Annotated in this window: 14 protein-coding genes; 7 read left to right on the top strand and 7 right to left on the bottom strand. The window is 55.6% G+C overall.

The annotated features are described in order from the left end of the window. Positions 1-38: 38 nt before the first annotated feature. The 4 genes from AUQ41_RS00365 to AUQ41_RS00350 all read right to left on the bottom strand — a co-directional run bounded on the left by AUQ41_RS00365 (position 39) and on the right by AUQ41_RS00350 (position 4382). Positions 39-1496 (bottom strand): DUF4139 domain-containing protein, encoded by a 1458-nt coding sequence (locus tag AUQ41_RS00365; protein ID WP_063085783.1) that lies wholly within the window; start codon positions 1494-1496, stop codon positions 39-41. A gap of 201 nt (positions 1497-1697) precedes the next feature. After that, a complete protein-coding gene (gene fliW, locus AUQ41_RS00360) occupies positions 1698-2183 on the bottom strand; it encodes a flagellar assembly protein FliW (protein ID WP_008889070.1) in 486 nt (161 codons plus the stop codon). A gap of 116 nt (positions 2184-2299) precedes the next feature. After that, positions 2300-3664 (bottom strand): adenylate/guanylate cyclase domain-containing protein, encoded by a 1365-nt coding sequence (locus AUQ41_RS00355; RefSeq protein WP_008889071.1) that lies wholly within the window; start codon positions 3662-3664, stop codon positions 2300-2302. After that, on the bottom strand, positions 3648-4382 hold the full coding sequence (locus AUQ41_RS00350) for a Crp/Fnr family transcriptional regulator (RefSeq protein ID WP_008889072.1): 735 nt from the start codon (positions 4380-4382) through the stop codon (positions 3648-3650). Before AUQ41_RS00350 ends, AUQ41_RS00355 begins: the two co-directional genes overlap by 17 nt. Before the next feature lie 454 nt (positions 4383-4836). Between AUQ41_RS00350 and AUQ41_RS00345 the strand changes: the two genes are divergently transcribed. The 7 genes from AUQ41_RS00345 to aroQ all read left to right on the top strand — a co-directional run bounded on the left by AUQ41_RS00345 (position 4837) and on the right by aroQ (position 11687). Next, positions 4837-5862 (top strand): DctP family TRAP transporter solute-binding subunit, encoded by a 1026-nt coding sequence (locus tag AUQ41_RS00345; protein ID WP_063085780.1) that lies wholly within the window; start codon positions 4837-4839, stop codon positions 5860-5862. Positions 5863-5969: 107 nt separating this feature from the next. Then, on the top strand, positions 5970-6452 hold the full coding sequence (locus AUQ41_RS00340) for a TRAP transporter small permease (RefSeq protein ID WP_063085777.1): 483 nt from the start codon (positions 5970-5972) through the stop codon (positions 6450-6452). Then, positions 6449-7717 carry a TRAP transporter large permease gene (locus AUQ41_RS00335; protein WP_063085774.1) on the top strand — a complete coding sequence of 423 codons (1269 nt, stop codon included), beginning with the start codon at positions 6449-6451 and terminating at the stop codon, positions 7715-7717. The genes AUQ41_RS00340 and AUQ41_RS00335 overlap by 4 nt, the downstream gene beginning before the upstream one ends. Before the next feature lie 11 nt (positions 7718-7728). Beyond that, entirely contained in the window at positions 7729-8577 is an 849-nt protein-coding gene (locus tag AUQ41_RS00330) for a shikimate dehydrogenase (protein WP_063085771.1), read from the top strand. Positions 8578-8589: 12 nt separating this feature from the next. Further along, on the top strand, positions 8590-9243 hold the full coding sequence (locus tag AUQ41_RS00325) for a GntR family transcriptional regulator (protein WP_063085768.1): 654 nt from the start codon (positions 8590-8592) through the stop codon (positions 9241-9243). An 81-nt stretch (positions 9244-9324) separates the two neighbouring features. Continuing rightward, entirely contained in the window at positions 9325-11202 is a 1878-nt protein-coding gene (locus AUQ41_RS00320; protein WP_063085765.1) for a bifunctional sugar phosphate isomerase/epimerase/4-hydroxyphenylpyruvate dioxygenase family protein, read from the top strand. A 38-nt stretch (positions 11203-11240) separates the two neighbouring features. Beyond that, positions 11241-11687 carry a type II 3-dehydroquinate dehydratase gene (gene aroQ / locus AUQ41_RS00315; RefSeq protein WP_063085763.1) on the top strand — a complete coding sequence of 149 codons (447 nt, stop codon included), beginning with the start codon at positions 11241-11243 and terminating at the stop codon, positions 11685-11687. Positions 11688-11829: 142 nt separating this feature from the next. On the opposite strand, the gene recR is transcribed toward aroQ, so the two are convergent. From recR to AUQ41_RS00300, 3 genes are all read right to left on the bottom strand, one after another. Further along, on the bottom strand, positions 11830-12423 hold the full coding sequence (gene recR, locus AUQ41_RS00310) for a recombination mediator RecR (protein ID WP_063086810.1): 594 nt from the start codon (positions 12421-12423) through the stop codon (positions 11830-11832). Positions 12424-12549: 126 nt separating this feature from the next. After that, positions 12550-12873: a YbaB/EbfC family nucleoid-associated protein gene (locus tag AUQ41_RS00305; RefSeq protein WP_008889081.1), complete on the bottom strand. Its 324-nt coding sequence runs from the start codon at positions 12871-12873 to the stop codon at positions 12550-12552. After that, the gene (locus AUQ41_RS00300; protein WP_063085760.1) at positions 12870-14753 is read right to left on the bottom strand and encodes a DNA polymerase III subunit gamma/tau; all 1884 of its coding nucleotides are present in this window, start codon (positions 14751-14753) and stop codon (positions 12870-12872) included. The genes AUQ41_RS00305 and AUQ41_RS00300 overlap by 4 nt, the downstream gene beginning before the upstream one ends. Between the last annotated feature and the right edge of the window lie 92 nt (positions 14754-14845).

Below are 14845 nucleotides of genomic sequence, written 5' to 3'. Positions count from 1 at the left end.
ACGTTTCCCTGTGGCCGTTCAATTTATGGATTTAGTGATCAGCGGGTGCTTGCCACCGACCAGGTCAATGTCACTTCACCATTCGCCGGAACGTCGATGTCCCAGCTGATCTGGCCGGGTTGGTCGCGTTCGTGCTTGTGGCTTTCGGCCGTAACTTTCCAATCCACTGGCAGGTCTTCACGGACGGTGACGGTTTCGACACGGTCGCTGGTATTGCGGATGGTCCATTTCAGATCGGCCTTTATGGCGTCTGGCAGGTTCGGACGGGCCTTGCGGTCAAATGAGGCGACATTGCGTGTGCCGTTAAGATCGCTGGCCTTGCCCAGACGCAGGGTCGCATCGCGGCCAACCGGGGTCAGCGAAATCATGTCTTCGGAAAGATAGCCGGTATCGCCTGCCGGGGTTTGGGCATAGATGCGCACAATGCCATCGGGCCACGGGCTTTTGGCGTCTTTGCCGCCTTCGTTGGTGATGTCGATTTCAAGATCCGGACGGACGAAGTCGTTGGTGTCATTTTGCGCCATGTTATAGACGCTGCTTGATGCCTGGAAGATTGCATGGCGTTTGACCGGCAGGACCTGCGGGTCGAGCAACGGCAAAATCACCGTATCGCCATCCTGCATCGAAAGGCCGTCAAACGGGCCATAAACATGCAGGTTTTCAAAACTTGCCCGGTCCGGCGCGCCAGCAGAAGGTGCGGCACCATCGGCCATGGCCGACATCATCATTTCGGTGCGTGCGGCCTTGGCCATTGGGGGCTGCTGCACCCGGTTGGGGTCACCGGCGATCAGACGCAGGGACGCATTGTCATAATCGCTGCCCGATCCGTTCATGACCTTGGCGATTGCTGTCAGTTTCAGGCTGTTTTCCGCGCGGTCGTAATAGGCGGTATAGGACGTGTTCCAACCGATCCCGCCCAGAAGATAGGCCATCGATACGTGGTCAAGCGGGGCGCCGGTCGCGATATCCGCATCAAGGGTCGGGCTGGTGGTAAAGCCATCGGGCAGTTCGGAAACAATCACCTGATCAAGTGGCACCTGTTCCAAACCGGCATCGGTTTCGATCAGGGCAACATGGCTTATCGCGACCAGGGTGCCTTCAATCAGGTCGTCATCACGGCGAATGGTGACCGTCTTGCCGATCTGATCGCGCACAAGGTCGTCAATGGCGTTTGATCCGTTGCCGCGATTGCGCAAGGACGTCCAGACAAGATCGGCATCCTTGGCAGTACCCAGTAGGAAGGAGTCATTCATGATGGTCTGGGGCAGGCCACCAATGCGAAGCGTGCTTTGGCCTGCGGGAATGGCCACATCGCGTTTTTCGGTAATCAGCGACAGGTTGCCGGGATAAACCGTCAGCTGCAGGCTGGTGCGGTTGTCGGCGGATAGTCCGACGGACGGGCTTTGCGCGCGGGCAGGCTCAGCATCCGGTCCGAAAAATACCGCTGATCCCAACAAGGCGGCGAGTGCAAAACGATTGCGCAATGCTGCTGTCATTCCCGATCCCTTTTGTCATGATGAAGTGGGGCTATGCAATTTGCTCTGATTGCCACCTTTGCGTGAAAAGATGGCAGGATCAAGGACATGCAGGGATAATTTCAGGCAAGGCGCATAAACACGTAGTACCAACGCACACAAGCGTTTGCCCGTGCAATTCGATGCGTAGCAAAAGTCAGGATCTGACGATGGGGCTTATGCTTAGCTCAGAACGTGGTGGAAGGAATATCCGCCGACCTCGGGCAGGTGATGCTGGTAGGCAGCCTGACGGGCGGTATCAATAATGATCGGCGCGCGCAGATTGACCGACATGCTGACCGGGCCATCATCGGGTTTGTGCAGGGTCACAATCAGCAACACCGCGCCATCTTCCTTTTTGATGCCATGAATGCCAAAGCCCTGTTCAAGATGTTCGGGCCGGATCGTATCGCTTTCAAGGTTATAAGGTGCCACGATAAAGGCCAGTTCCGGTTCGGTCAGGCATTGCATCAAAAGAAATGCATTGCCACTTTCACCCGGGAAGCTTGCCAGCGCAAAGACGTTATGATCAGGAAAGCCCTTAAGCCCGGCCGGGAAGTAAATGGCCTTGTCCCAGGCGAATTCGCGTTCGCCAAACAGGGTGGTCAGTTTTACGGCGGACGGGACGGGCCCCTTGGCCGTCGGGTTCGCGCCTTTTTCGGTCGCCATCGCGTCCTCCTGCTGATCCGTTTTCATTCTGCACCAGAAATATCAAAGCACTTTGGATTGGTTTGCCGGATATTCAAGGGCTTGGCAGACCGGAAGACATTCTATTAGCAGTTTATTTAGCAGCCGTTAAAGCGGACACCGACAGGTTCACTAAACCCTTTGACCTGAATTGTTTGCGTTTGTGCGTAGCGGGCAAGAAGGATCGGTCCGGCGACCGGGGCCTCTTTACGCAGGCGGTTGGCGAATTGTTCGCTCATCACCGTATCGCTGCCAAGTTCGCGGGTTGCCTTTTCAAGGCGGGCCGCCAGGTTGACCGTGGCCCCGATGACGGCGGGTGTCACCGCCTCGCGTTGGCCGATATCGCCCACAACGGCCGGGCCGAAATTAAGCCCAACCCCGATTTCAAGAGGTTCGCCGCCATTTGCCGGGGCCCGGGCCTGCCATTCGGCGACCTGGGCGATGATTGCCTGTGCGGCACAAAATGCATTGGCCGCCGGGTTTTCAAGATCGTCGAAGGCCGCGAAACTCGCCATCACCGCATCACCGATATATTTTTCGACAATGCCGCCATAGGCACCGATTTGCGACGTTGCGATGTGATGGAACTGGTTTAGGAACCGCATGACTTCCTGCGGGTCGCGCTTTTCGGCAAAGCGTGAAAAGCCAATAACATCGGCAAACAGAATAACGCATTCGCGGCGTTCACCCACACGGATCGGCTCATCACGATCGGCCAACTGATCGGCAAGGGCGGTCGGGAAATATCGTGCCAGATTACCATGCGCACGTTCGGACGCCGCCGACTGGTTGATCAGGACCCGCAAACGCGAAACCATCACCGCACAGGCCAGCGTAAAGACGATGACAATGATCACCTGTTCGGCAAGGGCCGAGATATCGACAAATTCCGGCAGGTTATAGGTATCGATGATTTCTTGCTGGCTGGGGTTCCATTCATCGCCGAAATGTTGGGAAACGATCACACCGGGCCGCGTCATCAGCCACCAGATCGCCCCGCACCATGATGCAAACAGCCAGAAGCCGAACCACAGGATCAGGCGCGGCGAGAAGGTCATGATGATTATCGCCATCATGATCATCGAAAAGACCACGCCACGGTCACGTACGACAAAGCCATAAAGCCATGCCGGATGATCCAGCAACGGATTAAGCGGATCAGGCACAACCGAGACATAGACAATCAGAACCGCATCAATCACCGCCAGCAGATAGATCATCCAGTATGATTTGCCGCCGCGAAAGGCGACGAAAAGCTGAACGAACACGCCGGGAATGAACCAGCCGAGAACCTCAAGCAATGTGTAAAGCTTGCCGGTGGGCGAATCAGGTTTGCTAAACAAAAGCAGGATGAACGCCAGAAGGCAGATGCGTAAGAAGGCAACAAGGATCAGCCCGCGCTTTTCTTCGCGGGCGACAAGGCGTTCAAAAATTGACTCGGAAGGCTCAGTTTTTGACGGCATCAGCAAGAAGTTGTTTCAGCCCTTCGCTGTCCTTGACGACCAGTCGACCATCACGGCGCGTGATCATCCCCTGTTTTTCAAGTTCGCGCAGCTTCTTGTTCACCGCTTCACGGGTCACACCCAGCATCAGACCCAATTCCTGCTGCGACAGCGGCAGGGCAATGCGAATGCCTTCCGGGTCCGGGCCGCCATGACGTTCAGCCAGCCACAGGATGCGCTTGATCAAACGTGCGGTAAGATCAAGGAAGTTGGCATCTTCAAGCAGGTCACTGACCCAGCGCAGACGACGACACAAAAGGGCGGTGATGTGACGGCGCAGCGGAGCTTCGCGGTCAAAGATTTCAAAGAAGTCATCGCGCGAAATGAAAAGTGTCCGGGTCGGGCCAACCGCACGTGCGGTCGCCGTGCGCGGTTCACCGTCCAGCAATGCGATTTCGCCAAATACCGCACCGGGCGCCAGAACGTTAAGCACGATTTCCTTGCCGGTTTCCGAAACCGATGAAATGCGAACCTTGCCGGCCTCAACCGCATAAAGCCCGTCTGCCGGTGCGCCCTTTTCAAACAGCAACTGACCATCGTCAAACCGGCGCACAGTCGCCTGGTTTGACAGCTGCTCCAACAGTTCGGGGTCCAGATCCTCAAACAGGAAGCTGCCTGCCAGAATGCGCGAAGCAATCTTCGCAAGTTGCGGTGATTTTGGGCCGGTTACACTGTTCACGGGGTTCACTTTGAAAATGGTTTCGTTTCAGCGGGCGAATCGCAGAATTCGAATGCCAAAGTAGCACAAATATCCTGCTTTACAGCAAGCTGTTTTGCAACTGGCATCTGGCCATTGCATCTGTTGCCAAGTCACTGGAATGCTTGTGATGCGACAAGGTTTTTTGATGTCACTGGTTTGAAATTCAGACAGCCCTCCCCCAAGCTTATAGATGTTAAAGCATCGCTTTTTGGCAGGAATTTGACGGGAAGATCGGGACTGGCCGCAGAGAATGGCAACGATCCGAACGGGGCCAAAGGCCTTATTTTACGCGGCCTACAGGTAAAATATAGAACATTTGACAAAATCTCCTATGTTTTTTAAATTATCCTAATTCCGAACAGGGACCGCCCAAGAACAAGAGTGTCAAAAGCAACCACGGTCCGCGGATGTCGTTTTATATCGGGAGGAAGAAATGAAGATGATTTCCAAAGGTGCCTTGTTTGGCGCCGCTTCAATGGTCGCCGCGTCATTTGGTTTTAATGCGCAGGCAGCCGATGTGACCCTGAACTTTGCCCATGTTGACCCGGCAGAGTGGACCACCTCGAAAAAAGGTGCAGCGTCACAGGTCTTTAAAAACATTGTCGAAGCAGAATCGGCTGGCCGTATTGAGGTCGCTCTGTTCCCGGCCGGTGCGCTGGGTGGTGAAACCGATCTGCTGCAGAATACCCAGGACGGTACGCTTGCCATGTCGATGGTATCGGGTCCGTTCTCCAAGGTCTGCCCTGAGGCAGCCGTTCTTGATATCCCTTATGTTTTCCCGAATGCCAACGTTGCCTGGAACGTTCTGGATGGTGATTTCGGCAAGGAACTTGCCGCGCACTGCCTGGAAAAAACCGGTCTGCGTACGCTGGCCTATGGTGAAACCGGTTTCCGTAACTTCACCAACTCCCAGCGCGCAATTTCCGAGCCGAAAGACATGGAAGGCTTGAAAATTCGCGTCATGACCGTTCCGCTGTTCGTGGAAATGGTCAAGGCACTTGGTGGCGAACCGACCCCGATTCCGTGGCCGGAAGTTCCGACCGCACTGACCACCGGTACGGTGGACGGTCAGGAAAACCCGATCAGCGTGATCTATGCCAACAAGTTCTATGAAATGCAGAAATACCTGACGCTTGACCGTCACGTATATGGCACCGACTTCATCGTGATCAACGAAGCAATCTATCAGAACCTCTCCGAGGCTGATCAGGCACTTCTGCGTCGCGCAGCCGGTGTTGCATCGAACGTTGGCCGTGCGGTTCAGCAGTTCAACTCTGCCGAAGGCGTTGCCAAACTGGCAGAGGAAGGCATGGAAGTAACCACGCCGACCGCCGAACAGCTCAAGATGTTCCGTGATGCCGCTCAGCCGGCAGTGATCGAATGGCTTTCGGGCGAGATCGATGCTGCATGGATCGAAAAACTGCAAACTGCCGTTTCCGAAGCAGAAGCTTCAATGTAATCGGTGTTTGGCGGGTCGGGTGCTCCTCCTTGCACCTGACCTGCCCTTTTTTCCCGCCACCGTGCTTATAAAAGCATAATGATTTTCAGAGCGATCCGGGGGAACCCATGCAACGCACCGAGAATGCTTACAAGCGTTTGCTCGCCGGACTTTCGGGATTAAGTATCCTAATTGTTTTTGGTGTCGTTTTTGCCGGCAGTGTCAGCCGATATCTGTTTTCTTCCCCGCTGCAATGGAGCGAAGAAATCGCGAAATACGCGATGATCTATGGCTGCATGTTCGGTGTGGCCTATGCCTATCTGCAGGGTACCCAGATCACTTTCAGCATTGTTGTTGATACCATTCCCGCAGGCATCCGCCGCAAGCTCGCAATCATTGTTGATGCCGCGACGCTGGTGCTGGGCGGTATCCTTGCCTATGCAGGTTACGTGTTTGCTGCCAAGCGTGGCGGTATTGTTGCCTCTGGCATTGGCATTCAGATGTATTGGGCGCAAATTGCCATCACTGTTGGTGGTGTTTGTCTGGTGATTGCCGCCATTTTGCGCCTTGCGTCTTGTCTGAATAAGAATTCCACCGGGGGTGAAGCATGATTACCGGCGTCACCCTTCTGGCACTGCTTGCGATCGGTGCACCGGTTGCCTTTGCGATCGCGCTTGGCATTGTCGCCTATATCAGTACCGGCACATTCGGCATTGATCTTCTGCCGCAGCGTATTTTTGCCGGGATGGACAGCTTTACCATTCTTGCCATTCCGCTGTTTGTTCTGGCCGGCGAGTTGATGAATGCCAGTGGCATCACATCGCGTGTGATCAATCTGGCCAATGCGCTTGTCGGCCATGCCAAGGCCGGTCTGGCCCAGGTCAATATCTGGTCCTCGGTGATCTTTGCCGGTCTTTCGGGCTCTGCGGTTGCCGATACATCTGCGATTGGCCGTATCTTTATTCCGTCGATGGAAAAGGAAGGCTATCCGCGTGATTTTGCCGCCGCCCTGACGGCCGCATCATCGGTCATCGGTCCGATCATTCCGCCCAGCATTCCGGTGATTATCTATGCGCTGATTACCACTAATGTCTCGGTGCCGGCCTTGTTCCTTGCCGGGATTGTGCCGGGGGTTTTGCTGGCGATTGCGCTGTCGGTTTATGTGCGGTTCTTTGTCAAAAACCACGCCAAGCCGCGCGAACGCATGAATATGGGCGAGAAGCTCAAGGCAGTCTGGAACGGCCTTATTCCGCTGTTCATGCCGGTTTTTGTCATCGGCTCGATCCTGGCCGGGATCGTTACCCCGACCGAGGCGGCAAGCTTTGCGGTGTTCTATGCGCTGGTTGTTGGCCTGTTCGTGTTCCGGGAACTGAAACCGGGCGATCTGCCGGCAATTTTCGCAGGTGCGATGCGCGATTCATCAAGCATCCTGATCATCATGGCAACGGTGGCGGCGGCAAACTGGTTCATGACCTTTGCCGGTATTCCGCAAACCGTCAGCAAGTTCGTTCTGGGTTATGTCGATAGCCCGGTCACCTTCCTGATCCTGATCAACCTGATGCTTTTGGCGGTTGGTCTGGTGCTTGAAGGCATTGCTGCGATGCTGGTGCTGGTGCCGATCCTGCATCCGATCGCGATCAGCCTTGGCATTGATCCGACCCATTTCGGGATCATCGTGATCTTTAACCTGATGATCGGTCTGATTACGCCGCCGATGGGACTGTGTCTGTTTGTTGCGGATGCAATTGCGGGCGTCGGTATGGCCCGAATGATCCGCGCGATCATGCCGTTCTTTATCGTTGAACTGGCGGTGTTGCTGATCATCACCTTTGTACCGGGCATCGTTACGTTCTTGCCCGATCTGTTTGGATTTTAGGATACCTGTCCATGTTGAAACTCGGTCTTATTGGTAAAGGCATTTCGCGGAGCCAGTCGGCACGACTGCACGTATTGCTGGGCCGTATGTGCGGTATGGATGTCACGTACGACTATCTCGACAGCGATGTGATCAAGGATTTCGATCTGATCAAGCAGCTGACCACCTGTGCGGAAACCAGCTATGCCGGGGTCAATGTGACCCATCCGTACAAAACAAGTGCGCGCAAACTGATCACCCCGCGCAAACGCCTGCCCGAAGCGCTGGGCTCGGTAAACACCGTTGTCTTCCGCGAAGATGGCTGGCGCGGGGATAACACCGACTTTGTCGGCTTCATGCGCGGCTATCAAAAACAGTTCGGCGATGCCAAGCCGGGAACCGTTTTGCAGATGGGGGCGGGTGGTGTCGGCCTTGCCACGGCGTTTGGCCTGCGCGGGCTTGGTGCGGACAAGATCCTGATCCATGACAAGGATGCCGCACGCGGTGAAGAACTGGTGGCAACCCTTGTTGCGGCCAATGCCAATGCAGCCTTTGTCGGTGAAGATGACCTTTCTGATGCGGTGCGCGCGTCCGACGGTTTGATCAACTGCACGCCGGTTGGCATGAACCAGTATCCCGGTTGCCCGTTTGATACCGATCTGTTTGGCGGGCAGAAATGGGCGTTTGATGCGGTCTATACGCCGGTTCAAACCGCCTTCCTGCGCGCTGCGGCCAAATCGGGGATCGACGTCATGACCGGCTTTGAACTCTTCTTCTTTCAGGGTATTGAAGCATTTGAAGTTTTCAGCGGGGCAGAGATTGATGCCGACGCTGCGAGGGACGAATACTTCAATGCCTATCCCGAGGCATTGACAGGCTAGGGGACCAAGACCATGAGCAGCAGTACCGTTGCCGAGACAGTCTATAACGAAATTCGCGATGACATCCTGTATGGCGAATTGCAGCCGGGCGTGAAGCTTAAGCTTGAAGCGCTGCGCGAACGTTATAGCGTCGGGGTCAACACGCTGCGTGAAGTGCTCAACCGTCTGGTGGCGTCGGGCTTTGTGTTTGTCGAAGGCCAGAAGGGCTTCCGTGTTGTTGAAACATCGCCGTCGAACTTCATGGAACTGACGGCGATGCGATTGTTGCTTGAACGCGATGGTCTGGCAGCCTCGATCAAGCATGGCGACGTTGAATGGGAAGCCCGGGTTGCGGCCGCCCATCACAAGCTTTCCACTGTTGAAAAGCAGATGCTTGATCGTGACAGCCGCGAACTGACCGTCCGCTGGAGCCAGTATGACCGCGAATTTCATCAGGCACTGATTTCGGCCTGCGGGTCGAACCTGCATATGCGCCTGCACCACGAAATTTTCGATCAGTTCCGCCGCTATGTGGTGATCGAACTCAAAACCCATGGTTTCCGCGCCCAGGAAATCATCGATGAGCATCGCGAAATCTGTGAGCTGTCGCTTGCACGGGATCTGGATGGCGCGATTGCCAAACTGACCGACCATATCGAAACCTATCGGCGTCGTTCACAGCATTGATCTGCGCGCGGGGCAGGCCCCGCGATTGCAGCATCCTTCTGTGAATGTGCCGGTGCCCCACATGCATCCCGGAGGGATAAAATGCTGACCTCAATTGCCACAGTTTCACTGTCAGGCGATCTTCAGGAAAAACTCGATGCCATTGCCGCTGCCGGCTTTGACGGGGTCGAGATTTTTGAAAATGACCTTCTGTCCTTTGACGGATCGCCAGAAGATGTTGGCAAAACGATCCGTGATCTGGGTCTGAAACTGGTCACCTTCCAGCCGTTCCGCGATTTCGAAGGCATGCCCGAACCCCAACGCACCCGCGCGTTCGAGCGCGCCGAGCGCAAGTTTGACCTGATGGAAGAACTCGGCACCGACCTTTTGATGGTCTGTTCGAACGTCTCCCCGCAATCATTGGGTGGGCTTGATCGCGCCGCCAAGGATCTGGCAGAGCTTGGTGATCGTGCCGCCAAACGCGGCTTGCGTGTCGCGTTCGAGGCCCTTTCATGGGGCAAGCATATCAGCGACTATCGCGATAGCTGGGAAGTGGTGCGCCGTGCCAATCACCCGAATGTCGGTCTGGTGCTTGATACCTTCCACATCATGGCGCGCAAGGTGCCGTTGGATGCGATTTCATCGATCCCGGGCGACAAGATTTTCCTCGTGCAGGTGGCCGATGCGCCGATCCTTGAAATGGATGCGCTTTCCTGGAGCCGCCATTTCCGCTGCTTCCCGGGGCAGGGGGACTTTCCGCTCGGTGAATTCATGCGCAACCTTGCTATGACCGGCTATGACGGGCCGCTGTCGCTTGAGATTTTCAACGATCAGTTCCGCTCAAGCTCGACCAAGAACGTGGCCAAGGATGGTTTGCGTTCCCTGATCTATCTCGGCGACGGCATCGAAGGCGTTCAGGTCGGTGAAAAGGGAACCGCCCTGCCGCCCAAGGCGCATGCCAAGGAAGTCGGCTTTGTCGAGTTTGCGGTCGAGGAAGAAAACGCCGAAAAGCTTGCGACACTGTTCGCAGCCCTTGGCTTTGAAAAGCGCGGCAGCCATAAGACCAAGGCGGTGACCTGGTGGAAACAGGGTGACATCAACCTTGTGATCAATTGCGACAAGGATGGCTTTGCGCATTCCTATAACATCGTGCATGGCCCGTCGGTCTGTGCGGTCGGGCTTAAGGTTGATGATGCCAAGGCAACGATGGACCGTGCGCAATCATTGCTGGCAGCCCCCTTCAGTCAGGCGGTTGGCGAAGGCGAGATTGAAATGCCGGCCATCCGGGGTGTTGGCGGCAGCCTTGTTTATTTCCTTGATGATCACAGCGAGCTTTCGCGTATCTGGGATGTCGAGTTCGAACCCGAAAAGGGCGCGGATGCAGACGCCAGAAAGGCCAAACTTCGCAAGGTCGATCATGTTTCATACTCGATGCAGTATGAGGAAATGCTGACCTGGCTTTTGTATTTCACCTCGATCTTTGATCTGGGCAAAATGCCGACCCTTGATATCCCGGATCCGGGCGGGCTTGTGCAAAGTCAGGTGGTGCAAAGTGATGCGGTGCGTTTGATCCTCAATGGCTCGCAAAGCCCGCATACCCAGCATTCCCAGTTCCTCAATGAATTCTTTGGCAGCGGTGTGCAGCATCTGGCATTCGCCAGCGACGATATCTTTGCCTCGGTTGATTACTGCATGGCGCATGGGGTTGAAATCCTGCCGATCCCGGAAAACTATTATGACGATATCGAAGCACGGTTTGGGTTGGAGCCGGAACTGCTTGATCGTTTGCGCGCACGTAATATTCTCTATGATCGTGATGATGAAGGTGAATATTATCAGGCCTATACGCGCACCTTCGCCAACCGTTTCTTCTTTGAATTGGTCGAGCGTCGCGCGTATCGTGGCTTCGGGGCGGCCAATGCGCCGATCCGGCTTGCGTCACAGACGCGCATGAACCGTCGTAACGATGCGGCGAAATAACCACAGGGCACCAAGCGCATAAAGGCGGGAACAAGGAAATGAGCGTGCAGGAAATTCTAGTCATCAACGGACCGAACCTGAACCTTCTGGGGCAGCGCCAGCCGGAAATTTACGGCTATGACACGCTGGCCTCGATCGAGGAAAAATGCAGCACGCTTGCCAAGGAGCTTGGCGTTTCGGTGCGGTTTGGCCAGTCCAACCATGAAGGTGCGATCATCGATATGATCCACGAGGCCCGCACCAAATCAGCCGCCCTGATCATCAATGCCGGTGCCTATACCCATACCTCGGTTGCGATCCATGACGCGCTCAAGACCTTTGAGGGCTATATCATCGAACTGCATATTTCCAACCCGCACGCGCGTGAGGAATTCCGCCATACCAGCTGGATCAGCCCGGTCGCCCATGCGGTGATGGCCGGGGCTGGTGCCTATGGCTATGAACTGGCAACCCGCCTTGCTGCGGAAAAGATCAAGGCCGCCTGAAAAGGCTCAGAATTATTCAATCCTGTTGTGGTGGAATACTGTAATTCAGCCTACAGACGGTTTGAATAATTACGACACAGATATTTTGAAGATAATTAAGGGCAGCTCATGGCTGCCCTTTTTCTGTCCGAATGATCGCTGTTTAGACCGAGCTTCTTGACCTCAATGCGGCTGCCAGTGTGCCATCATCAAGATAATCAAGCTCACCGCCCACCGGCACGCCATGGGCAAGGCGGGTGACCTTGACGCCGGTTTCGATCAGCCGTTCGGTGATGTAATGCGCGGTTGTCTGGCCATCGACCGTGGCATTGGTGGCAAGGATGACCTCGGACACACTATTTTCGCGCACGCGATTGACCAGCTGATCGATTTTAAGGTCATCCGGCCCGACACCATCAAGCGGCGACAACGTCCCGCCCAGCACATGATATTTGCCCTTAAACGATGCGCCGCGCTCAAGCGCCCAAAGATCCTGGACTTCCTCGACCACACAGATGATGTCCGTACCCCGGTTCTGATCGGCACAGACATGGCAGGGATCGGTGACATCGATATTGCCGCAAACCGAACAGGTCGTCATGACCTCGGCCGTGGCATGGAGTGCGTCGGCCAGCGGGATCATCAATGTTTCAGGCTTTTTGAGCATCTGCAAAACCGCACGCCGTGCCGAACGCGGCCCAAGGCCGGGCAGACGCGAAAGCAGCTTGATCAGATTTTCAATTTCCCGTCCGGTCATCATGACCCCGTGCTGGTAAAGTTTTATCGTTACTTATTGCTTGTATCAAAAACAAAGGGCGGCGCAATGCCACCCTTTGCCGCGTACTAATGAAAGTACGAAATTTATCGTGTGTCCGATGAAAGATCAGAACGGTAGTTTGAAGCCTTCCGGCAGGTTCATGCCGCCGGTGACGTCTTTCATCTTTTCCTGAACGGCGGCCTCGACCTTGACCTTGGCGTCGTTATAGGCGGCAACGATCAGGTCTTCGAGGACTTCGGTGTCGTTCGGGTCAACGATGCTTTTATCAAGCGAAAGGCCGCGCATTTCGCCTTTGCCATTCAGCATCACCTTGACCATGCCCGCACCGGACTGGCCTTCGATTTCAAGTTCAACCAGTCCTTCCTGCATTTCCTGCATTTTGGACTGCATCTGCTGGGCCTGTTTCAGCATCCCTGCAAGGTTCTTCATAGCTCGTCGTCTCCTTCGAGATAAAATGCGTCGTCATATACGGAACCGCTTTCGTCCTCTTCGCCTTCGGCGTTTTCCTGGCCGGGAGGCAGATGGACGGCAACGATTTTGGCTTTTGGTAAACCATCCAGAATGGCCCTGACCAGCGGATCTTGCGAGGCATCTGCCTTGCGCTGTTCAAGGGCTTCAAGTTCCTGTTCTTTTAGGGTCGGTGCCCCTTCTTCGCGCTCCGACACACTGACCAGCCAGCGATGACCGGTCAGGCCATTGAGCGCCTTGATCAGCTTGGTCGAGAGGTCCGACCCCGCCCCGCGTGCCGGGCGAAATTCAATGCGGCCCGGCTCATACTTCACCAGATGCATATAGTTTTTGACCTGCATCGAAAGGCCGGTGGTTTCCCGGTCCTTACCAAGCAACTCGGCAACTTCTTCGAAGCTTTCGGGCATCTTGGCATAGACTGGCTGTTCGACCTGTTCGGGTTCGCCCAGCGGATCGGGTCGGCGCTGTGCCACTGCGGCTGCACCGCCGCCACCATTGACCACCTGCATGCGCGGTCCCGGACCGCCACTGCCGCCGCCATTGCCGCCACCTTGGGGCGCGCTGCCGCCAGCATTGTTCATGTCCTGACGCAGCTTCTTGATCAGATCACCGGGCGGTGGCATTTCCGCGGCATAGGCCAGACGGATCAGGATCATTTCAGCGGCCTGAATCGGTGATGGCGCAATGCGCGTTTCTTCAAGGCCTTTAAGCAACATCTGCCAGGCGCGGGTCAATTGCGGCATGGCAAGCTTGGCAGCAATTTCCTTGCCGCGTTCGCGTTCGATCTGTGACACGCCGGGATCATTGGCCGCATCAGGCGACAGCTTCACACGTGTCAGCCAATGGGTCAGATCGAGCATATCCTGCAACATCACCGGCGGATCACCGCCAAGGGCATATTGCGCACCAAGAAGTTCCAGCGCCTCGTTAATCTCGCCCTTCATGGTGTGATCAAACAGATCGAAAATCCGCGACCGGTCCGAAAGACCCAGCATGTCACGCACCTGCTGGGTGGTGACCTTGCCAGCACCATGCGAAATCGCCTGATCGAGCAGGCTCATGCCATCACGGACGGATCCGTCGGCGGCACGTGCGATCAGGGTGACGGCTTCTTCTTCGATCTCGGCATTTTCAAGCCCGGCGATGCGGCTATAGTGCGCGGCCAGTTCATCGGTCTGCACACGGCGCAAATCGAACCGCTGACAACGCGATAAAACCGTGATCGGGATCTTGCGGATTTCGGTGGTGGCAAAGATGAATTTTACATGCTCTGGCGGTTCTTCAAGCGTTTTGAGAAGCGCGTTAAACGCACTTTTCGAAAGCATGTGCACTTCGTCGATGATGTAGATCTTGTAGCGTGCCGATGTCGGGCGATAACGAACACCCTCGATCAGTTCGCGAATGTCATCAACGCCGGTACGCGACGCGGCATCCATTTCCAGAACGTCAACATGGCGGTCTTCGGCAATCGCACGGCAATGTTCACACACACCGCACGGCTCGATCGTTGCACCGCCCTTGCCATCCGCGCCAATGCAGTTCAACGCACGCGCAATGATACGCGCCGTCGTGGTTTTACCAATACCGCGCACACCGGTCAGGATGAAAGCATGTGCAAGCCGGCCACTTTCAAGCGCGTTTGACAGCGTCTTGACCATCGGCCCATGGCCGATCAGTTCGTCAAAGGATTTCGGGCGGTATTTCCGCGCAAGAACCTGATACTCGCTTTTGCTTTCTGGCTCGGCCGTGGTGACGGGCGCGGTTGTGTCCGCGACGTTACTGTCTGTCACCGTGTCACCTTCTGGTGCCGTTTCGCTGGCGGTCTCGATCTGCTCGCTCATTCATCCGGTCCGGACTGTTTTAATTCTCATTCGGTTTTAGCAGCTTCGAAGCCCTATGGGAAAGGCCAAGTGGGAAATTTCCCACACAAACT

The organism is Thalassospira sp. MCCC 1A02898 (assembly GCF_001618185.1).
GTDB classification, from domain to species: Bacteria; Pseudomonadota; Alphaproteobacteria; order Rhodospirillales; family Thalassospiraceae; genus Thalassospira; species Thalassospira tepidiphila.
The sequence above is the reverse complement of the archived record's forward strand: the minus strand, read 5'-3'. Positions and strand labels throughout refer to the sequence as shown.